We start from the raw sequence: 20191 nt of genomic DNA, 5'->3' as shown, positions 1-20191 counted from the left end.
TGGTAGCACACATGCCTGACGATTATCCGCGTCTGCCGCAGCGGCGTCCGTCGCTGCGGTCTGTGCCCACGACCGAGCGTTTCATTCCCACGCCCATGCCTGCGCCGGTCGTCCGGCCGCAGATGCAGACGGACGAAGGGCTGATCGAGACTCTGCGCAAGTTGTGGCGGCACCGGCGGACGATCGCGGTATGTACGATCGTGGCGGGGGGCATCGCGGCCGCGGTAGCGTGGTCGCTGCCCTCCTACTACGTCGCCGAAGCCCGCGTGCAGGTGGGCGTTCAGTCGCCGCGCGTGTTCAATGCCGAGGCAATCCTCACCGACGCCAATCCCGACGCGGAGCGCGTGCAGAACGAAAGCTTCGTCCTGCAATCGCGCACCCTGGCCAAGCAGGTGATCGACAAGCTCCATCTCGACCAGGATCCCGCCTTCAATCCCGAACTGCAGAAGCCGTCCTTCTGGGCCCGCAACTTCAGCCTCAAGGCGCTGTTGCCAGCCAGCGTCAGCGCCTGGCTGAGCGGGCTGCACAGCCATCCCGCCGAGGGCACGCCGCCGCCCGATCAAGCGCTCACCCAGCGCGAGAACATGCTGATCGACATCCTGCTGTCGCATATCGACGTGTCGCTGCTCGGCCGCTCCTATGTGCTGAGCGTCAAGGCCGACGCGCAGGATCCCAACATGGCGGCCTCGCTCGCCAACACGCTGGCCAAGACCTATCTCGACTACCAGCGCGCCGACAAGATCGCGACCATGGACAAGGTCGACAAGTTCCTGCTCAACCGCATCAACGAGCTGCGCGACCAGGTCCGCAAGTCCGACCAGGCGGTCGAGGACTATCGCCGCCAGCACGGTCTCTACAAGAGCGCCAACAACAACGTCACAGCGCAGCAGTTGACCGAACTGAATTCGCAATTGATCACCGCGCAGACCGCCAAGGCCGAGGCCGAATCGCGGCTGGCCGAGGCCCAGGCCGTCAGCAAGAGCGGACTCGGCAACGAGAGCGTCCCCGAGGTGCTGCGCTCGCCGCTGATCGCCTCGCTCAAGCAGCAGGAAGCCGATGCCGAGCGGCGCATGGCCGAGATGTCGGCGATGTACGGGCCGCGCTATCCGGCCATGATCAATGCCCGCGCCGAGGTCGGCAACGCCCGCGCCAAGATCGCGGCCGAAATCGCCAAGACGGTCGACGGTCTCGCCCGCGAGGCGCGCGCCGCAGATGCCCGCTTCCAGGCGGTCAGCCAGGACTTCGAGAAGCTCAAGTCCAAGATGGGCACCGTCAACGACGCCTCGATCCAGCTCGAGGCGCTGGAGCGCGACTCCGCCGTCAACCGCAACCTGCTCGAGGCGATGCTGAACCGCGCCAAGCAGAGCACCGGCGCCGAGGCGATCCTGCAGGCCGACGCCAAGCTGGTCTCCCCGGCCGCCCCGCCCGCGGCGACCAGCTATCCGCCCAAGACGCTGATCGCCTTCCTCGGCCTGGTCGGCGGCTTCCTGCTCGGTTCGGCCGTCGCCCTGCTGCGAGAAAGCAGCGACCATACCTTTCGGCGCGCCGAGCAGGTCGAGGCGCTGACCGGCCTGCCGGTGCTGGCCATGGTGCCGCAACTGTCGAGCCGCGTTCCGCCCGCGATGCAGGTTTTGCGGCATCCCACCTCGCCCTACAGCGAGGCGCTGCGCCGCGTGCAGATCGGCGTCGAGCTGTCCCAGGCCGCCTCCTCGCCGCGCACCATGCTGTTCAGCTCGGCCACGCCCTCGGAAGGCAAGTCGGTGATGGTGGCCTCGCTCGGGCGGCTGCTGGCCAGCAACGGCCGGCGGGTGCTGCTGATCGATTGCGACTGGCGCAGCCCGCGCCTGCACCAGATCTTCCGCTGCTCCAACCGCGACGGGCTGGCCAGCCTGCTGGGCGACAAGTCGGTCGTCCTCGACGACCTCATCTATCACGACGCGCTGTCGGGTGTGGATGTGCTGCCGTCCGGCAATTGGAGCCCGAACCAGGCGCATCTGCTGAGCTCCGACCGCATGCGCCAGCTGATCGAGGCGTTGACGCCGCATTACGACTTCGTCGTGCTCGACACCGCGCCCGCGCTGGTGACCGCCGACGTGCTGGCCCTGTCGCGGCTGGTCGAGAAGGTCGTGTTCGTGGTGCGCTGGGGCTATACGCGCCAGGACGCCGTGTTCGAGGCCCTGAAGCAGATCATCGACGCGCAGGGCGACGTCGCGGGCGTGGTGCTGTCGCGCGTGGTCTCACGGGAGTATCGCCGCTACGGCCATCGCGATCCGTTCTACGAGTACTCGCGGCCGATCAAGGCGACCTACGGCTGATGGCCATGGAAAGCGCGCCGTCCACCCTCTTCGTCACGCGGTACTTCTGGCCGGAGCTGATCGGCTCCGCGCCCTTCACCAGCGACATCGCCGAATGGCTGGCGCGGCATGGGCGGCCGACCACGGTGCTGAGCGGCCTGCCGCACTATCCCAGCCCCGAGGTATTCCCGGGCTACCGCGACGGCCGTCGCAAGCGCGAGACGGTGGGATCGGTGACGGTCGAGCGCGTGCGCTCCGGCGCGCCTCGCAATGCCTCGGCCCTATGGCGCATCGTCAACGAAGCCGATTTCCTGGTGCGCGGTCTTGGCGCCCTCGCGTCGGGTCGGGTCAGTCGCCATCCCGTGGTGCTGGCGCTTTGTCCCTCGATTTTGTGCGTCACGCTCGGCCTGGCCGCGCGTCAGCGCGGCGGCCTGTGCGTGGCGATCGTGCACGATATCCAGTCGGGCCTGGCCGAGCGTCTCGGCATGGGGTCGGGCCGGCTGGGCGCGGTGATGCGGGCGGCCGAGCGGCTGATGCTCAATCGCGTCGACCTGGTCGTGGTCCTGTCCGAGGAGATGCGCGACCAGCTGCGCGGCATCGGCGTCACCACGCCGATCGAGGTCGTGCCGCTCTGGGTCGACACCGACCATATCCAGCCGATCGAACCCGAGACCCGTTCGGTGGTGAAAGTCCTCTACAGCGGCAATCTCGGTCGCAAGCAGGGACTCGGCCAGGTCGTCGAGATGGCCGAGCAGCTGGCACTCCAGCGGCCCGAGATCGAGATCGAGCTGCGCGGCAACGGCAACCAGGTCGAGGCGCTGGCTGCCGAGATCGCCCAGCGCCGGCTCGGCAACGTCAAGCTGGCCGAACTGCGACCCAACGAGGATCTCGCCCGCGCCCTGTGCGCCGGGGACATTCACCTGGTCCCGCAGAACCCCCAGGCCGCCGCCTTCGCCGTGCCGTCCAAGGTCTACAATATCATGGCGGTGGGACGCCCGTTCGTCGCCACCGCCCTGCCCAACAGCACTCTGTGGCATCTGCAGCGGCAGAGCGATGCCTTCCTGTGCGTGCCACCGAACGACCCGTCCACCTTCGCCGAGGCGGTCGTCAAACTCGCCGACAACGAGAGGCTGCGCCACGAACTCGGCCGCAACGGTCGGGCCTTCGTCGAACGTCACTATGCCAAGCCGCGTATCCTCGGCAATTTCCTGAAGCGACTCGATGCCCTGGTCGCCCGATGAGCTCGGCGCCGCAGCGGCGGCGCCCAAACTCCTGATCTTCGAACCCGAAGCCGAAGGCCATTCACACGAATGGCTGGAGCATCTGATGCTGTTCGTGGCCTACGAAGGCCTCGACACCGAGCTCTGGTTCGTGGCGCCGGAAGCCCTCTGCCAGTCGCTGGCCCGCGTCCTGCCGCCGGGCGCGACCGATCGTATCCACTTCGCGCCGCTGTCGGCCGAGGAATGCCGGCGCTGCACGGCGCGGCCGCTGGCAAGGGCCGGCTTCGCGCGCTGGCGCACGATGCGCGAGTACCTGCGCAAGACCGGTGCGCAGCACGGCTTCTTCCTGACCATCGACCTGCTGACGCTGCCGCTCGCCTTCGGGCTCGGCGCCGACGGCAAGGGCCTGTCCGGCATCCTGTTCCGCCCCTCCGTGCACTATGCCGAGATCGGGCCGTACCGCCGCCGCGTCGGCGAGTTCCTGCGCGACCTGCGCAAGGGCATCCTGTACCGGCTGATGCTGCGCAATCCGGCGGTCGAGCGCATCCTGTCGCTCGATCCGTTCTTCCCCGACTATGCGCGCGATCACTATCGTCAGGGCCGCAAGGTGAGCGCGCTGCCCGATCCCGCGCATCCGCCGGTCGAGCCCAGCGGCAGCGACAATGCCGGCGACTTCGTGCCGGCGGGCCGCGTCGGCTTCCTGCTGTTCGGTTATCTCGCCGAGCGCAAGGGACCGTTGGCGGTGCTCGATGCCTTGCTGCTGCTGCCCTCCGAGATCACCTCGCGCATCGCCGTGCTGTTCGCCGGCAAGGTCGATCCGAACTTGCGGCCGCAGCTCGACCGCCGCCTGCAGGCGCTGGCGCAGCAACAACCCGATCTGTGGGTTCGCATCGAGGACCGACGACTCGGCCGCGGCGAGCTCGCGGCCCTCGTGCGCCGCAGCGATGTCGTGCTCGCGCCCTATCAGCGCTTCGTCGGGTCGAGCGGCGTGTTGCTGTGGGCGGCGCTGAACGGCCGGCCGGTGCTGGCGCAGGATTACGGCCTGGTCGGACGACTGACGCGCGAGCATCGGCTCGGCGTCTCGGTCGACTGCTGCGATCCGTCGCGGCTTGCGTACGAGATCGCGCGCATGGTCGAGCGTGGGCCAGCCAGCTTCATCGATCTGCCGGCGGCGACGCGATTCGCCACGGCGCAGACGCCGCATCGCTTCGCCTCGCTTGTGCTTTCCGTGTGACCAACGCGGGCGTCCCACTTTGATCACAACACTTTAGTCGGCGAGTCGCGAGAATCGCTTCAACAAGGAGCGTCTCCCACATGAGCATCAACGGTGGTCGGACCGTTTCCGAAGCGATCGTCACGCGCACTCTCGCCATCTTCGACACCGCCGCCATCTTCGGCACCGGAGTCGTTGCGATGCACTGGGATGCCTCGGCCGTCGACTGGCATCTGGCCGGCCTCGTCGTGCTGCTCGGCACCATCGTCGGCATCAACTTCATGCATCTCGCCGGCGCCTATCGCTTCGCCGATTTCGCGCGCCTCGAGAATTCGATCACGCGCCTTCTGATCGGCTGGCTGTGCACGGTCGGCGTGCTGTTCCTGGCCACGCGGCTGTTCGAGCCGGTCACTGCGGCCGACGGACCGTGGGCCGCCGCCTGGTTCTCGGGCGCGCTGACGCTGATGGCCGTCGCTCGCGTCGTGCTCTGGCGCCGCATGCTGCACTGGGGCCGCAACCGCCGCCTCGGCGAGGTCGTGGCGATCGTCGGCGCCGGCCCGATTGCCCAGCGCCTGCTGCGCGATTTCGCCGGACGCAACGGCAACCTGCGCATCGTCGGCGTCTACGACGACGAAGCCGCGCAACTGCCGCGCCTGTGCATGGGACATCCGATCCGCGGCACCGTCGACGACCTGGTGAACGATGCGCGCCAGCTTCACATCGACACCGTGATCGTGGCGCTGCCGCTGTCGGCGGACCGCCAGCTGGTCGACACGCTCAACCGCCTGTGCCTGGTGCCGGTGAATGTGCGCCTGTGCCCCGACGCCTTCGGCCTTCGCCTGGGCGAGGTGCAGGTGAGCCATGTCGCCGGCCACACCTTCCTGAACGCGATCGACCGGCCGCTGAGCGACTGGCGCTGGGTCGCCAAGGCCGTCGAGGACCGCCTGCTGGGCGGCCTGATCCTGAGCCTGATCTCGCCGCTGCTGCTGGCGATCGCCATCCTGATCAAGCTCGACAGCCCCGGTCCGGTGTTCTTCCGGCAGAAGCGTTACGGCTTCAACAACCAGCTGATCGAGGTGTGGAAGTTCCGCACCATGTTCACCGACAAGACCGACGTCAACGCCGAGCAGCTGACGCGGCGCAACGATCCGCGCATCACGCGCGTCGGCGCCTTCCTGCGGCGCACCAGCCTCGACGAGCTGCCGCAGTTCCTGAACGTCGTGCGCGGCGAGATGTCGATCGTCGGTCCGCGTCCGCACGCCCTGTCGGCCAAGGCCGGCACCCTCCTCTATCAGGATGCCGTCAAATATTACGACGCCCGCCATCGCGTTAAGCCCGGCATTACCGGCTGGGCCCAGATCAACGGATGGCGCGGTGAGACGGACACCGTTGAACAGATAAAGAAGCGCGTCGAGCATGACCTCTATTACATCGAGCACTGGTCGATCCTCCTCGACCTCAAGATCATCTTCCGTACCATCTTCGGCGGTTTCACCGGTCAGCACGCCTTCTGACCCAAAGGATCGCCGGCCGGTGCGTTGCCTGTGGCTGACGCTTGCCGACCCCGAGCCCCAGCACAACGGTCAGTACGTCTATTCGGGCGGGCTGATCGATGCGGTGGCGGCGGCGGGCGGCGAAGTGGAGGTGCTGGGCCTTCGGCGTCCCGAATCGTCGCGCAACAACGGCGCGCGCGACGAGCACGTCGTGTGGTGGCTGCCCAGTGACCCGCTCGATCCGACGCAGTCGCGCTGGGGCAGCCTGGCCTCGCGCCTCCCGCACATCGCCTATCGCGGCCGCACCGCCAGCATGCGCCGCCAGCTGCGCGACCTGCTGAACAAGGGCAACTGGGACGGCATCGTCTTCGATGGCATCTCGGTGGGCTGGGCGCTCGAGCAGGTGCGCGAGCACTATGGCAGCCGCACGAATCGGCCGCGCCTTATCTACGTCTCGCACAATCACGAGGAGAGCCTGCGCGCGCAGGTGGCCGAAAGCCAACGTCCGTTCCTGCGCCGCCAGGCCGTGCGCCTCGACGCCGCCAAGGTCTCGCGGCTGGAGCAGGAACTGGTCGACGCGGTCGACTTCGTCACCGCCATCACGCCCGAGGACCTGCAGCTCTATCGGCGCCGGCGCAACGACAAGCCGATGGGCGTGATCACGCCGGGCTATCGCGGCCGCCGGCTCGCCGAGCGACGGATCGCGGCCGATTTGCCGCGCCGCGCGGTGATCGTCGGCTCCTTCGACTGGATCGCCAAGCGCATGAACCTCGAGGAGTTCGTCGACGTGGCCGATCCGCTGTTCGCCGAACAGGGTGTCGAGCTGCAGGCGGTGGGCAGCGCCGACGAGGCCTTCCTCGAGCAGCTTCGGCGCCGGACCAACGCCACCGCCTTCACCGGCACGGTGCCCGATCTCCTGCCCTATCTCGACCAGGCCCGCATCGCCATCGTGCCCGAGCGCAACGGCGGCGGCTTCAAGCTCAAGGTACTGGAATATGTCTTCAACCGGATTCCCGTCTTCGCGCTGTCGGGATCGTTCGCTGGCGTGCCGCTGATCCACAATGACAGCGTCATGCTGTTCCCCGATCACCGCGCCCTGGCGCATGGCGTGCTCGAGGCGATCGACGATGTCGAGCGGCTCAATCGCCTGCAGGAACGGGCCTATCTGGCCTGCCGCGACCGTTTCGAGTGGGCGAGCCGCGGCCGACAGATCCTGTCGGTGATCACGGCGCCATGAGCTTCGCTGCCACCCTGAGCGGAGCGCGTCGCCGCCTCGACGCGCTGGATACCGCCCTGTTCGTCCTCTATCTCGTCGGGCTCTATCTCGGCGTCTCGCTGCAGATCACCAGCACCATCCCGCTCACCTGCGCCCCGTCGGGCGTCGCCGGCCTGCTGATGCTGTGGCGCCGGCGCGACCAGCTCCAGTCACGCGAGCTGGCGGGCCTGCTGCTCGTGGTCGGGCTGTACCTCGCCTCGATCCTGTCGGCCGCCGACCTCACCTTTCTTCCCAAACGCTTCACCGGCCTGCTGCAGCTCGTCTATTCGCTGGTGATCGGCTATGCGATGTTCATGACGATGACCAGCGGCGATCGCGACCAGATCGCGGCGATCCTGCTGGGCTTCTGCGTCTTCATCATCATCGGCTGCCTGCTCGAGGAATATGGCGGGTTGCGCGCGCTCAGCGACAAGGTGCGGGAGCATCTCTACGACGCCGGCGCGGTCTATGACGCGGATCGGCGCGACGAGCTGCTCTATGGCCGCATCCGGCCCAAGCTCTTCACCTCGGAGCCGTCGGCGGTCACCTTCGCCTACACCCAGTACAGCTCGATATGGCTGGTGGTCAGCCGCTCGCGCTGGAAGTTCGCGATCTATTTCGGTCTGGTCGCGATGGCCCTGGTGGTGCTGCCGGGGCCGACGCTGATGCTGATGCTGCTGCTGGCGATCCCCTACATCATGTTTCTGGCCGGCGGCGCGCGCCGCGCCTCGGTCTCGCGCATGTTCGGCGCCGCGATCGTGTCGAGCCTGGTCGTGCTGGTGGCCGTGGTGGTCGGACAGACATTGTTCGCGGCGCGCCTGCACCAGCTCCAGGCCGGCCAGGATGCCAGCTTCTTCTACCGCTTCACGGGACCGATGCTGCTGGCCTTCGACATGTTCCGCCACCATCCGTGGGCCGGCTCCGGCCTGACCGGCGAGCTCTCGATCGCCAGCGACGTGATGAACGTCTACATGAACTCGGCCTCGTTCTCGTCGGCCTGGCGCATTCCCAAGGTCGCCGACGTCATCACCAACTATTTCTGGCAGCACTGGATCTATCTCGGCCTGGTCTGGGGCGTCGTCGTCACGGCCGGGCTGAGCCTGTGGCTGCGCTGGCTGGGCGCGGCCAGCATCCTCTATTGCTGGAGCGTGTGGGCGATTCTGGGCCAAGCCTCGGGCGCCTATGTCGGCCCCAAGACCTGGGCGGTCCTGCTCATCGCTGCCGCGGCATCGGTGATGGTGGCACGGGCCGAGGCCGAGGAAGACGTCCCGATGCCGAGAGGGAGGACAGAGCCATGGTTCGTCCGCCGACGTTATCCGCAGTTCGCCCGGTCGGCGCTGTGACAGCCGACGACGGCCGACGCGCGCTGCTGGGGCTCGGCGCCGGCGCGGCGCTGGCGGCGCTGCCGGGCCTCGCCCTGGCCCAGCAGAAGCAACAGGCACCGCCCGCGGCGCGGCAGATGCTGTCGGCCGCCACGTTCGGCGCTCGCGGCGATAATACCGCCGACGACACCATGGCGCTGCAGTCGGCGCTCGATGCCGCCTTCGCCCCGGACGGTCCGGGTTTCCTGCTGCTCCCGCCCGGCACCTACAAGGTGACCCGCCCGCTGCGCATCACGCCGCCGGAAGGCGACCGCGGCAACATCACCCGGCATTTCGGACTCCTGGCTCATGGCGCGCGGCTGCAATCGGCGATCGCCGGCGGCGGCAACGTGCTCGAACTGGTCTGCCGGTCGACGGTGCGCTTCTTCACGCTCGAAGGCCTCGACATCCTCGGCTCCGGCAAGGAAGGCCACGGCGTCTATATCGAGTGCGAGCACAACGATCATTACTTCTACAATTTCTGCCTGCGCGACATCGTGGTCCAGGGCGTGGGCGGCGACGGGATACGCCTGGTCGGCAACGTGTTCGAGGGCCAGCTCATCAACGTCTATCTGCGCGACAACAAGCGCAACGGCGCCAGCTTCGCCCACGGCTCGCGCGCCGGCATCCTGTCGGCGATCCATGTCTTCGGCTCGGTGTTCGGCCAGAACGGCCAGTACGGCGCCGCCATGGTCCATGGCTGCTACGACGTCGCCTTCCACGGCTGCTATTTCCTGCTCAACGGCAAGGAAGGGCTCGTCGCGGAGAATGGCTGCACCCTGCTGTCCAATTGCGGCTTCGAGAACAACCACGAAAGCGCACCCGACTTCGCGCATGGCGGGTCGGGCATCTACCTGCAGAATTTCGGCACCCTGATCGGCTGCACCGCCTACTCGATGTTCAAGCAGCGGCGCCTGATCCAGGCCTATGTCGTGTCGCAGTTCACCATGATCGGCTGCACCGGCAGCGGCGATGCGCAGGCCAAGGGCGCTGGGCTGGCATTGATCGGCGGCGAGAAGAAGGCCCGCGCCACCATCATCGCGCCCAGCGGCAGCGTCGAATACCTGAACGGCTTCGAGGGTCTCGAGATCTCGGCCGAGGGCTCGGGCGGCGTGCGCTTCGGCGCGCACTGGCAGAGCGCCAACCTCGTCCAGCTCGGCCCCTATCGGCTGTGGGTCGACCAGAAGGGCAAGCTGCGCCTCAAGAACGGCACGCCCGCCTCCGACGACGACGGCTCGACGGTTTAGCCTGGGCCCTATTCGCCGCCGTGCCCGATGTCGCGGGCGGACTGCCACACGGCGTCGTTCCACAGCTTGATGCCGCCGATGATGCCCATGTCGTTGGATTCGATCTTCACGTTGTCCGGCAGCTTGGCCTTGACGTTGACGGCGTTGCCGCCGCCGAGATAGAGCGTGTCGTAGTTGAGCAGCGTCTGCACGATGTCGATCATCTTGCAGACGCGCCGGTTCCATTTCTTCGACCCGCACTTCTTGAAGGCCGCAGCCCCGAGATAATCGTTGTAGGTGTCGTCGCGGTGGATCGGGTGATGGGCGAGTTCGAGGTGCGGCGTCATGCGGCCGCCGGCAAAGACCGCGCTGCCGACGCCGGTGCCCAGCGTCAGCACGACCTCGAGCCCATGGCCGGCGATGATGCCGAGACCCTGGATCTCGGCGTCATTCGAGAGCCGTGCCGGCTTGCCCAGCCGATCGGCCAGGGTCTGCTGCAGGGGAAAGCCGGGCCAGTCCTCGCGATGGAAGTGCGGCGCCGTCAGCACCGCGCCGTTGCGCACCACGCCGGGAAACCCGATCGAAATGCGGTCGTAGGCCGGCAGCGGCTTCACCAGCTCGACCAGGAGATCGACCATCTGATGCGGCCGGCAGTTGCGCGGCGTCGCCACCCGCACGCGATCGACGATCATGTGGCCGTTGCGGTCGAGCACCGAGGCCTTGAGACCGCTGCCGCCGATATCCATGGACAGCGTATAGGGACCGCCGTCGTTGGGCTTCATCGCTGCATCACCTCGATGCCGTCCGGCCGCCCGACGATCACCGTCGAGGCCAGGCCGAGGAACAGACCTGTCTCGACGACGCCGACGAGGCTCGAAAGTTCCGCCTCCAGCCCTGCGGCATCGGCGATCTCGTCGATATGGCAGTCGGCGATGTGGTTGCCGGCATCGCTCACGAACGGCTTGCCGTCGACCAGGCGCAGGTGCGGCCGCAGGCCGAGCGCGGTCAGCCGGTCGACCGTATAGCGCCAGCCGAACGACACGATCTCCACCGGCAGCGGCGTCGCCTTGCCGAGGCGCTCGACGATCTTCGAGTCGTCGACGATCACGATCATGCGGTCGCTGGCGCTGGCGACGATCTTCTCGCCCAGCAATGCCCCGCCCGCGCCCTTGACGAGGTCGAGGCTGCCGCGCTCCACCTGGTCGGCGCCATCGATGGTGAGATCGAGCCGCGGCCGATCGCCGGGCTTGAGCAGGGGAACGCCCTGCTGCTGGGCCATCAGCCGCGTGCGCTCCGAGGTCGGCACGCCCACGATCTTGAGCCCGGCCGCCACGCGTCGCGACAACTCCTCGATGGCGAAGGCCGACGTGCTGCCAGTGCCGAGGCCGATCACCATGCCGTCCTGCACCTCGCCGACCGCCCGTACCGCCGCGGCCCGCTTCAGGATCGACCGGTCCGGTGCGGTCACAACCGGTCCGCCGGCGCGGCCGCGCGATCGATCAGGAAGCGCAGCGTGCCCTGCGGCCGCACCGCCGAGGCGGGCTGGGCCGGATCGCCCGCCAGCACCTTCTCCAGCACCGTGCGCTTGTCGCTGCCGGCCACGAGGAAGGCGACCTCGCGGCTGCTTTCGAGCGCGGGATAGGTGAGCGTGATGCGCGTACCGGCCTCGCGATCGGTCATGACGCCGGTCCAGCGCTGCCGCTCCTGCAGCACCCTCATGCCGGGAAACAGCGACGCGGTATGACCATTGGTGCCGAGCCCCAGCAGCACGACGTCGAACAGCGGCCGGCCGGGATCGAGTTTGTCGGTGCCATAGAATGTCTTGAGCGTCGCCTCGTAGCCCGCGGCGGCCGCCGCCGCATCCATCCCCTCGGTTCGAATCGGATGGATGTGATCGGCCGCCACCGGCACGTGCGACAGCATGGCCTCGCGGACCATGCGGTAGTTGCTGGCGGGATCGTCGTGCGGCACGAAGCGCTCGTCGCCCCAGAACCAGTGCGTCCGCTCCCAGGGAAAGCGGGCCCGACGGGGTGCGGCGGCCAGAAGCTGATAGAGGCGGCGCGGCGTCGAGCCGCCCGACAGGCAGACGGCGAAGGGACCGCTCTTGCTCGCGGCCCGCTCGATCAGCCAGTCCGCGGCATGCGCGGCCAAAGCTTCCGCATCGGATTGAATGTCGAGGATCGGACCGGTCATGGGCAGCGTCCCGCGCGGATGGAAGCGATGGCAGCGGCATAGTCCGAGGCGCCGAAGATCGCCGAGCCGGCAACGATGGCGTTGGCGCCAGCCGCCACCGCCTCGCCGGCATGCTCGCAATTCTGGCCGCCATCGACCTCGATCACTGGATCGAGTCCCTGCGCATCGCACAGCGCCCGCAGCTTGCGGATCTTGGGCAGCATCGCGGGCAGGAACTTCTGCCCGCCGAATCCCGGATTGACCGTCATCACCAGGAGAATATCGCAAAGCGGCAGCACATACTCCACCAGCTCGAGCGGACTGGCCGGATCGAGCACGGCGCCGGCCTTCTTGCCCATGTCGCGGATGCGCGACAGCACCCGATGGAGATGGATGGTCGAGGACGGCTCCGCCTGCACCAGCAGATGATCGGCGCCGGCCTTGGCGAAATCATCGAGATAGCGCTCCGGCTCGACGATCATCAGATGCACGTTCAGCGGCTTCCGCGTCGCGCGCCGCACCGCCTCGATCACCACCGGTCCGAAGCTGATATTGGGCACGAAGCGGCCGTCCATGACATCGACATGGATCCAGTCGGCGCCGGCGGCATCGACCGCTCTCACCTGCTCCGCCAGCCGTCCGAAATCGGCCGACAGGATCGACGGCGCAACCAGGACGGAACGCTGTGTCACGCCGCGCTCTCCGCGCCGGCCGACAGCAGATAGCGCTCGATCGCCTGGGCAAGCCCGTCCTCCTCGTTGGAGGCGGTGACGTAGCGTGCCTTCGCCTTCACCTCGTCGCTGGCATTGCCCATGGCGATGCTGAACGGGCACTGCGCGAACATGGCGATGTCGTTCCGGCCGTCGCCGATCACGGCCACCTCTTCCAGCGGCACGCCCATGAGACGGGCCAGCCGCCGCACCGCCGTGCCCTTGTTGGCCTCGGGATGCGTGACGTCGAGATAGTAGGGCTGCGAGCGGGCTGCGGAGGCGGCAGCGCCCAGCATCGCCTGCGCCTCGGCCTCGCAGCGCGCCAGCAGATCGTAATCCTCGCTCACACCGACCAGCTTGTGCGCCTTGTCGAGCGCGGTGCCGAACTCCGGCACGACGGTCGGCGCGAACTGAACCGTATGCTCCTCGCGCGCGATCTTCGGGCCGTTGGGGTTGCGCACGAACCAGCGGCCCTCGCTGAACAGCCAGGCATCGACGCCCTGAGTCTCGAGAAGGCCGAGCGTGCGCCGCGCCACCTCGGGATCCAGCGTGCGATCCTCGATCAGGGTCAGGTCAGGCTTCACGTAGGCGCCGCCGTTGAAGCCGGCGATGGGCGAGGCAAGCTTCAGCGGCTCGACGAACATGCGCATGCCTTCCGGCGGCCGCGCACTGACGATGGCGAAGCCCAGGCCGCGCGCCTGCAGGGCCTGCACGGCTTGCCGCGTACGATCGGTCAGCACCTTGTCGTGCGTCACCAACGTGCCGTCGACATCGGAGATCAGCGCCGAGATGCGCTTCGGCTTCGCTGCCGTTCCGCTCGCGCTCATCGGCCGTCCGCCCAGGACTGGCCGGTGATCGAGCGCCAGCGCCGACCATCGCGCACCAGCAGCTCGTCGGCCGCCTCCGGCCCGGCACCGCCGGCGGTGTAGGTCTCGGGCTTGGGCCCGCCATTCTCCTTCCAGACATCGAGCACCGGCTGCACCACCCGCCATCCCGCCTCGATCGTATCCGCACGCTGGAACAGCGAGTGATCGCCCGTCATGCAGTCGTAGACCAGCGTCTCGTAGCCGGTCCGCGGCGGCGACCGGAACGCATCCTCGTAATTGAACTTCATGTCGACGCCATCGATGCGCATCGCCGGGCCCGGCGCCTTGGCACCGAAGCGCAGCGTCATGCCCTCGTCCGGCTGAATATGCAGGGTGAGATCGTTCGGCGGCAATCGTTCGACCGGCGTATCGCGGAACAACGCCAGCGGCGCCTGCTTGAACTGGATCGTGAGTTCCGTCCGCCGCCGCGCCAGCGCCTTGCCGGTGCGCAGATAGAACGGCACGCCGGCCCAGCGCCAGTTGTCGATGGCCAGCTTCATGGCGACATAGGTCTCGGTCGCGGTGCGCGGCGGCACATCGGGCGCCTCGCGGTAGGGAACGATCTCCTTGCCGCCGACCACGCCCGCGCCGTACTGGCCGCGCACCACGTTGCGGTGCGCATCCTCGGGGCTGAAGCGATGGACGGCATCGAGCACCTTGGCCTTCTCCGTCAGCATGGCATCGGCGGCGAAGCAACTCGGCGGCTCCATGGCCACCAGCGCGAGGAGCTGGAACAGGTGGTTCGGCACCATATCGCGCAGCGCGCCGGTGCGATCGTAGAAACGGCCGCGCTGCTCCACGCCCACGGTCTCCGCCACAGTGATCTGGACGTGATCGATATGCTGGCGGTTCCACAGCGGCTCGAACAGGCCGTTGGCGAAGCGGAACACCAGGATGTTCTGCACCGTCTCCTTGCCGAGATAGTGATCGATTCGGAAGATCTGCTTCTCGTCGAGTGTCTTCAGGATTTCCTTGTTGAGCGCCACCGCCGACGGCAGGTCGTGGCCGAACGGCTTCTCGATGATGACCCGCCGCCACTGGCCACGCGCCTCGCGCGTCAGCTTGGCCTTGCCGAGCTGATTGATGATGATCTCGAACTCGCTGGGCGGCGTCGCCAGATAGAACAGCACGTTGCCGCCGGTATGCTGCGCCGCCTCGATCTCCTTGATCTTCCTGGCCAGCGCCTCGAAGGTCTGCGGATCCTCGAACTTGCCGGCGAGATAGTGGGCACGCTCGGCGAACCAGTCGATATCGCTGCCGCCGGTCCCGGCCTGGAACTGTTCCATGCCCTTGCGCAGATGATCGCGGAACCCCTGGTCGCCGATGTCGCGCGAGGCGATACCGACCAGCGCGAAGTTTGGCGACAGCATGCCGTCGCGCCGCAGGTTGCGCAGCGCCGGCACCAGCAGGCGCCGCGTCAGGTCCCCGGTGGCGCCGAAGATCACCAGAACACAGGGCGGCGCCGGCCGCGCGGTATCGACGTTAACCATGCTCATCGGAGTTGGCTCATTGGGTAGGAGTCTCTCATTTTGGCTCGATATGTCCGCCGAAGGCATGGCGCATGGCCGAAAGGAGCTTGTTCGCCGTCGCATGCGGATCGCGCGAGCGGAAGCGGGCATAGAGCGCCGCCGACAGCACGTCGGCCGGCACTGCTTCCTCGACCGCGGCATTCACCGTCCAGCGTCCCTCGCCCGAATCCTCGACCACGCCCGAAAAGTTGGCCAGCGTCGGATCCTGCGCCAATGACATCGCCGTGAGGTCGAGCAGCCACGAGCTGATCACGCTGCCGCGCCGCCAGACCTCGGCGATATCGGCCAGGTCGAGCTGATAGCGCCGCTCGGCCGGCACTTCCTTCGACGCCGCCTTCTGCATGATCTCGAACCCCTCGGCGTAGGCCTGCATGATGCCGTACTCGATGCCATTATGGACCATCTTCACGAAGCGGCCAGCGCCGCTTGGTCCGCAATAGAGATAACCGCGCTCGACGCGGGGATCGCGTTTCTCGCGTCCCGGCGTGCGCTCGATACTGCCCGTGCCCGGCGCCAGCGCGCCGAAGATCGGGTCGAGCCGATCGACGACCTCCTTTTCGCCGCCGATCATGAGGCAGTAGCCGCGTTCCAGTCCCCACACGCCGCCCGAAGTGCCGCAGTCGATGTAATGGATGCCCTTGTCCTTCATCGCCCGGGCGCGGCGAACGTCGTCGTGGAAGAAGGCATTGCCACCATCGATGATGGTGTCGCCTTTCTCGAGCAGGCTGCCGAGCTCGTTCACGGTCTGCTCGGTGATCTCCCCGGCAGGGAGCATCACCCACACGGTGCGCGGCTTGGCCAGCCGCTTCACCAGATCCGGCAGGTTCGAGCCACCGTGGATCCTGTCGCCAACGAGAGACTTCACCGTCGCCGGATTCTGGTCGAACACCACGCATTCATGTCCGGCTCGCGTCAGACGCCGCACGATGTTCCCGCCCATCCGGCCAAGGCCGATCATGCCAAGCTGCATCTTGCTCTCCGTCCTGATTGAAAAATCCCTCACTCCGTTCGGGGCCGACCCTTCTCCCCGACCAAAGATCCCTCGCTGCGCTCGGGATGACACGGTCCTTATGGTCAACACACAACGCCGCCCCCACTCTCAGCGTCACTCCGAGATGCCTCGCCGCGCTCGGACGACACGGTCCTTTCGGTCAACACACAGCGCCAACCCCACTTCCGCTGTCATCCCGAGGCGAAGCCGAGGGACCTTTCCTGCCTCAACTACGGCCCGCCGCGGCAATCTGGTCGCGCGCCGCCTGGAGCACCGCTTCCGGCGTGAAACCGAAGCGCTTCATCAGGTCCTTGAGCGGCGCCGAGGAGCCGAACGTGTGCATGCCGATCTTGGTCCCGCGCTCGCCGACATAATGATCCCAGCCCAGCACCGAGCCGGCCTCGACCGAGACGCGTGCGGTGACGGCCGGCGGCAGCACCTGATCGCGATAGGCCTGGTCCTGATGCTCGAACAGCTCCCACGACGGCATGCTGACCACCCGCGCCTTCACGCCTTCCTTCTTCAGGTCCTCATAGGCATCGATGCACAGCTTGACCTCGCTGCCGGTGCCGATCAGCAGCACCTCGGGCCGGCCGTCCTCGGCATCGGCCATGACATAGGCGCCGTGCGCCACACCGGCCGCCGACGCGTAACGGCTGCGGTCGAACACCGGCAGGGCGCCGCGGCTCAGTACCAGGCAGGCGGGCTGGTGCTTGAGCGCCATCACGACCCGCCAGGCCTCGACCGTCTCGTTGGCGTCGGCCGGACGCAGCGTGATCATGCCGGGAATGGCCCGCAACGCGATCAGCTGCTCGACAGGTTGATGCGTCGGGCCATCCTCGCCGACTCCGATCGAATCGTGGGAGAAGACATAGACGGCCGGCACTTCCATGATGGCGCTGAGCCGCAGCGCCGGCTTGAGATAGTCGCTGAAGATGAGATAGGTGGCGCCGTAGCTGCGCACCTTCGACAGCGCCAGCCCGTTCATGATCGCGGCCATCGCATGTTCGCGGATGCCGAAATGCAGGTTGCGGCCGCCATAGAGAGTGCCTGCCTCGAACTCGCCGGCGCCCTGGTAGGTCAGGCGGACGCCGGTCGAGGCGCCGAGATCGGCCGCGCCGCCCAGCAGCCACGGATAGTGCGGCGACACCGCGTTCAACACCTTGCCCGAGGCCGCGCGCGTCGCCACGCCCTTCTCGTCGGCCAGGAAGCTCGGCAGCTCGGCGTCCCAACCGTCGGGAAGCTCGCGCCGCTGCATGCGCTCGATATGGTCGGCAAGCTCCGGATGCTGGTCGCGATAGGTCTTCAGCCGCCGCTCCCACGCCTTGCGCAGCTTGCCCGATCGCTGGCCGATGCCCTGCGCGAAATGCTTCCGCACGCCATCGGGGATCAGGAACTGCGCGTCCTCGGGCCAGCCGTAAGTGCGCTTGGCCGCCTTCACCTCGTCCTCGCCCAGCGGCTCGCCATGCGCTTCGGCGGTGCCCTGCTTGTGCGGCGCGCCGTAGCCGATGATGCTGTCGACGATGATGAGCGTCGGCGCGTCCTTGGTGCGGCGGAAGGCGGTGATGGCGCGGCTCACCTCTTCGGCGTTGTTGGCATCGGTGACGCGTCGCACCTTCCAGCCATAGGCGGCGAAGCGCTTGCCGACATCCTCGTCGAAGGCGAGATCGGTGCTGCCCTCGATGGTGATGTGGTTGTTGTCGTAGATCCAGCACAGGTTGGCGAGCTTGAGATGGCCGGCCATGGAAGCCGCCTCGCTCGCCACGCCTTCCATCATGTCGCCGTCGCCACACAACACATAAACGTCGTAGTCGAACATCGTGAAGCCGGGCTTGTTGAAATACTGCGCCATCCATGCGCCGGCCATCGCCATGCCGACGCTGGTGGCGCAGCCCTGGCCAAGCGGCCCGGTCGTCGTCTCGACCCCCGAGGTAAGATGATATTCGGGGTGGCCCGTGCATTTGCTGTCGAGCTGGCGGAAGCGCTCGATATCCTCCAGCTTCACCGACAGTTCGCCCAGCGTCTCGTACTTGGCATCGACCGCCTTGGTGCCGGTGAGATGCAGCAGGGAATAGAGCAGCATCGAGGCATGGCCGGCCGACAGAACGAAACGGTCGCGATTCGGCCAGATCGGATCCTCGGGATCGAAGCGCAGGAACTTTTGCCACAGCGTGTAGGCCACCGGCGCCATCGACATCGGCATGCCGGGATGGCCCGACTTGGCTTTCTGCACGGCATCGATCGAAAGCGTGCGGATGGTGTCGATGCAGAGCTGGTCGAGGGAAACGCCTTCGCGCAGGCTCCCGGCATTCATCACGTCGTTCATGTCGCTGCCTCCCCGCTCGGTGGAGTTCCCGCGGAGCCGGCATCGGCAAACGCCAACGCCGCCCTGGAGCCGGGTCTCCGGACGGAACGGGAACCCAACGGCTACCGGCCGCCAAGGTTCCGGCGGCAGCGCGCCGCAGCGGCGCGGGGCGGCGGAACCCGCTGCGCCGTCGCGGCTTACCTCCGCGGCGGTCAGTGATGCCACGAGGACCGATCGCGCCTATCCCGCTCAGCGCAGGACCCGACATGGAGAACAAGATCGCAACCCCGCATTCCGGATCGCCGCCTGTCGTTGTCGTGGGCGGAGGATTTGGTGGCCTGTCGTGTGCCCGCGCGCTTGCCGGCAGCGGAGTGCAGGTGACATTGATCGACAGGAAGAACCATCACCTCTTCCAGCCGCTTCTCTATCAGGTCGCGACCGCGGCCTTGTCGCCGGCCGACATCGCGATCCCGATCCGCTCGATTCTGTCGGACGCGGCGAACGTCGAGGTCCTCATGGGCGAGGTGGTGGCCGTCGATCATCACGAGCGCTGCGTCATCCTCGAGGATGGACAACGCATCCCTTACGGCATCCTCGTGCTGGCGGTCGGCTCGGCCTACAACTACTTCGGGCATCCCGAATGGCAGGATGTGGCCACGAGCCTGAAGACGATCGGCGACGCCAGACGGATCAGGGCGCGCCTCCTCAGGAGCTTCGAGGAGGCCGAACGCTGCAACGACATTGCGCGACGCAGCCGGCTGATGACGTCGGTCGTGATCGGCGGCGGCCCGACCGGCGTCGAGATGGCGGGTACGATCATCGAACTGGCCCGGCATACCCTCCGGCGCGATTTCAGGCACATCGATCCCTCGCACGCGCGGGTCGTCCTGGTCGAGGCGGGCCGGCGCCTGCTCGGCGCGCTTCCCGAGAAATGTTCAAGCTACGCCCTGCAGACCTTGCGGAAGAAGGGTGTCGAGGTTCATCTCGGAACGACCGTGAAGGAGATCGACGAAACGGGAATCCGCACCGAAACAACGGAGATCGCGGCCGCGACCGTGATCTGGGCCGCCGGCATCCGGGCCAACCCGGCGGCGCAATGGCTGGGTGTCGAGCCCGATCGCAGCGGCCGGATCGCCGTGGCTCCCGATCTGTCCGTGCCCGGGCGACCCGACATCTACGTCGTGGGCGATGCCGCTCAGTTCGACGCCGGGGGACATCCCCTGCCCGCGCTGGCGCAGGTGGCGCAGCAACAGGGCCGATGGCTGGGCCGGCATCTGCGGACGGGGCGTCCGCCGTCGGCCTTCGTGTTCAGGAATCGCGGCGATACCGCCGTGATCGGCCGCGACGCCGCCGTCTACGCTTTCAGGTCCTGGAGTTTCACCGGCCGGCTGGCCTGGTTCCTCTGGAGCCTCGTGCACATCGTTCTCCTGATCGATTTCGAGAAGCGCGTGCTTGTCAGTTTTCAATGGCTCTGGCGCTACATCACCTCGTCGCGCGGCGCCCGGCTTATCGACTGAGAGCGGACGCTACACTTCACCGGCGATGGCCGCGTCGTT

The 20191-nt window shown here is 67.4% G+C and carries 16 protein-coding genes; 8 read left to right on the top strand and 8 right to left on the bottom strand.

What is annotated here, in order from left to right; all coding sequences use genetic code 11:
- The first annotated feature begins 11 nt into the window (after positions 1-11).
- From B5D62_RS24690 to B5D62_RS33510, 7 genes are all read left to right on the top strand, one after another.
- Positions 12-2315 carry a GumC family protein gene (locus B5D62_RS24690; RefSeq protein WP_170921117.1) on the top strand — a complete coding sequence of 768 codons (2304 nt, stop codon included), beginning with the start codon at positions 12-14 and terminating at the stop codon, positions 2313-2315.
- Positions 2315-3535 carry a glycosyltransferase gene (locus tag B5D62_RS24685; protein ID WP_085936715.1) on the top strand — a complete coding sequence of 407 codons (1221 nt, stop codon included), beginning with the start codon at positions 2315-2317 and terminating at the stop codon, positions 3533-3535. Before B5D62_RS24690 ends, B5D62_RS24685 begins: the two co-directional genes overlap by 1 nt.
- Entirely contained in the window at positions 3516-4748 is a 1233-nt protein-coding gene (locus B5D62_RS24680) for a glycosyltransferase (RefSeq protein WP_085936714.1), read from the top strand. Before B5D62_RS24685 ends, B5D62_RS24680 begins: the two co-directional genes overlap by 20 nt.
- Positions 4749-4828: 80 nt before the next feature.
- A complete protein-coding gene (locus tag B5D62_RS24675; protein ID WP_085936713.1) occupies positions 4829-6241 on the top strand; it encodes an undecaprenyl-phosphate glucose phosphotransferase in 1413 nt (470 codons plus the stop codon).
- Between the two features lie 19 nt (positions 6242-6260).
- Complete coding sequence (locus B5D62_RS24670; protein WP_170921116.1) at positions 6261-7457, top strand: glycosyltransferase; 1197 nt, start codon at positions 6261-6263, stop codon at positions 7455-7457.
- Complete coding sequence (locus B5D62_RS33515; RefSeq protein ID WP_170921115.1) at positions 7454-8818, top strand: hypothetical protein; 1365 nt, start codon at positions 7454-7456, stop codon at positions 8816-8818. The genes B5D62_RS24670 and B5D62_RS33515 overlap by 4 nt, the downstream gene beginning before the upstream one ends.
- Positions 8815-10083: a right-handed parallel beta-helix repeat-containing protein gene (locus tag B5D62_RS33510; protein WP_170921114.1), complete on the top strand. Its 1269-nt coding sequence runs from the start codon at positions 8815-8817 to the stop codon at positions 10081-10083. The genes B5D62_RS33515 and B5D62_RS33510 overlap by 4 nt, the downstream gene beginning before the upstream one ends.
- Positions 10084-10091: 8 nt before the next feature.
- Here B5D62_RS33510 and B5D62_RS24655 read toward each other — a convergent pair whose 3' ends face one another.
- The 8 genes from B5D62_RS24655 to tkt all read right to left on the bottom strand — a co-directional run bounded on the left by B5D62_RS24655 (position 10092) and on the right by tkt (position 18656).
- Positions 10092-10844, bottom strand: coding sequence for an ROK family protein (locus B5D62_RS24655; RefSeq protein WP_085936709.1), 753 nt, complete (start codon positions 10842-10844; stop codon positions 10092-10094).
- Entirely contained in the window at positions 10841-11530 is a 690-nt protein-coding gene (rpiA, locus tag B5D62_RS24650; RefSeq protein ID WP_085936708.1) for a ribose-5-phosphate isomerase RpiA, read from the bottom strand. The genes B5D62_RS24655 and rpiA overlap by 4 nt, the downstream gene beginning before the upstream one ends.
- Positions 11527-12255: a 6-phosphogluconolactonase gene (gene pgl, locus B5D62_RS24645; RefSeq protein WP_085936707.1), complete on the bottom strand. Its 729-nt coding sequence runs from the start codon at positions 12253-12255 to the stop codon at positions 11527-11529. Before pgl ends, rpiA begins: the two co-directional genes overlap by 4 nt.
- A complete protein-coding gene (gene rpe / locus B5D62_RS24640) occupies positions 12252-12926 on the bottom strand; it encodes a ribulose-phosphate 3-epimerase (protein ID WP_085936706.1) in 675 nt (224 codons plus the stop codon). Before rpe ends, pgl begins: the two co-directional genes overlap by 4 nt.
- Positions 12923-13771 carry a Cof-type HAD-IIB family hydrolase gene (locus B5D62_RS24635; protein ID WP_085936705.1) on the bottom strand — a complete coding sequence of 283 codons (849 nt, stop codon included), beginning with the start codon at positions 13769-13771 and terminating at the stop codon, positions 12923-12925. The genes rpe and B5D62_RS24635 overlap by 4 nt, the downstream gene beginning before the upstream one ends.
- On the bottom strand, positions 13768-15300 hold the full coding sequence (gene zwf / locus B5D62_RS24630) for a glucose-6-phosphate dehydrogenase (RefSeq protein WP_085936840.1): 1533 nt from the start codon (positions 15298-15300) through the stop codon (positions 13768-13770). Before zwf ends, B5D62_RS24635 begins: the two co-directional genes overlap by 4 nt.
- A 34-nt stretch (positions 15301-15334) precedes the next feature.
- Positions 15335-16309: a phosphogluconate dehydrogenase (NAD(+)-dependent, decarboxylating) gene (gnd, locus tag B5D62_RS24625; RefSeq protein ID WP_085936704.1), complete on the bottom strand. Its 975-nt coding sequence runs from the start codon at positions 16307-16309 to the stop codon at positions 15335-15337.
- A gap of 247 nt (positions 16310-16556) precedes the next feature.
- Positions 16557-18656 (bottom strand): transketolase, encoded by a 2100-nt coding sequence (tkt, locus tag B5D62_RS24620; RefSeq protein ID WP_085936703.1) that lies wholly within the window; start codon positions 18654-18656, stop codon positions 16557-16559.
- A gap of 245 nt (positions 18657-18901) precedes the next feature.
- Here tkt and B5D62_RS24615 point away from each other — a divergent pair, with 245 nt between their 5' ends.
- Positions 18902-20152 (top strand): NAD(P)/FAD-dependent oxidoreductase, encoded by a 1251-nt coding sequence (locus tag B5D62_RS24615; RefSeq protein ID WP_085936702.1) that lies wholly within the window; start codon positions 18902-18904, stop codon positions 20150-20152.
- The last annotated feature ends 39 nt before the right edge of the window (positions 20153-20191 follow it).

This window comes from Enhydrobacter aerosaccus (assembly GCF_900167455.1).
GTDB classification, from domain to species: domain Bacteria; phylum Pseudomonadota; class Alphaproteobacteria; order Reyranellales; family Reyranellaceae; genus Reyranella; species Reyranella aerosaccus.
The sequence above is the reverse complement of the archived record's forward strand: the minus strand, read 5'-3'. Positions and strand labels throughout refer to the sequence as shown.

Excerpts from the sequence above, each read along its gene's own strand:
- B5D62_RS24675 (WP_085936713.1), top strand. The coding sequence starts at position 4,829 with ATGAGCATCAACGGTGGTCGGACCGTTTCCGAAGCGATCGTCACGCGC.
- B5D62_RS24685 (WP_085936715.1), top strand. The coding sequence starts at position 2,315 with ATGGCCATGGAAAGCGCGCCGTCCACCCTCTTCGTCACGCGGTACTTC.
- B5D62_RS24655 (WP_085936709.1), bottom strand. The coding sequence starts at position 10,844 with ATGAAGCCCAACGACGGCGGTCCCTATACGCTGTCCATGGATATCGGC.
- B5D62_RS24615 (WP_085936702.1), top strand. The coding sequence starts at position 18,902 with ATGGAGAACAAGATCGCAACCCCGCATTCCGGATCGCCGCCTGTCGTT.
- B5D62_RS24690 (WP_170921117.1), top strand. The coding sequence starts at position 12 with ATGCCTGACGATTATCCGCGTCTGCCGCAGCGGCGTCCGTCGCTGCGG.
- tkt (WP_085936703.1), bottom strand. The coding sequence starts at position 18,656 with ATGAACGACGTGATGAATGCCGGGAGCCTGCGCGAAGGCGTTTCCCTC.
- B5D62_RS24680 (WP_085936714.1), top strand. The coding sequence starts at position 3,516 with ATGCCCTGGTCGCCCGATGAGCTCGGCGCCGCAGCGGCGGCGCCCAAA.
- zwf (WP_085936840.1), bottom strand. The coding sequence starts at position 15,300 with ATGGTTAACGTCGATACCGCGCGGCCGGCGCCGCCCTGTGTTCTGGTG.
- B5D62_RS33515 (WP_170921115.1), top strand. The coding sequence starts at position 7,454 with ATGAGCTTCGCTGCCACCCTGAGCGGAGCGCGTCGCCGCCTCGACGCG.
- B5D62_RS24635 (WP_085936705.1), bottom strand. The coding sequence starts at position 13,771 with ATGAGCGCGAGCGGAACGGCAGCGAAGCCGAAGCGCATCTCGGCGCTG.
- gnd (WP_085936704.1), bottom strand. The coding sequence starts at position 16,309 with ATGCAGCTTGGCATGATCGGCCTTGGCCGGATGGGCGGGAACATCGTG.
- pgl (WP_085936707.1), bottom strand. The coding sequence starts at position 12,255 with ATGACCGGTCCGATCCTCGACATTCAATCCGATGCGGAAGCTTTGGCC.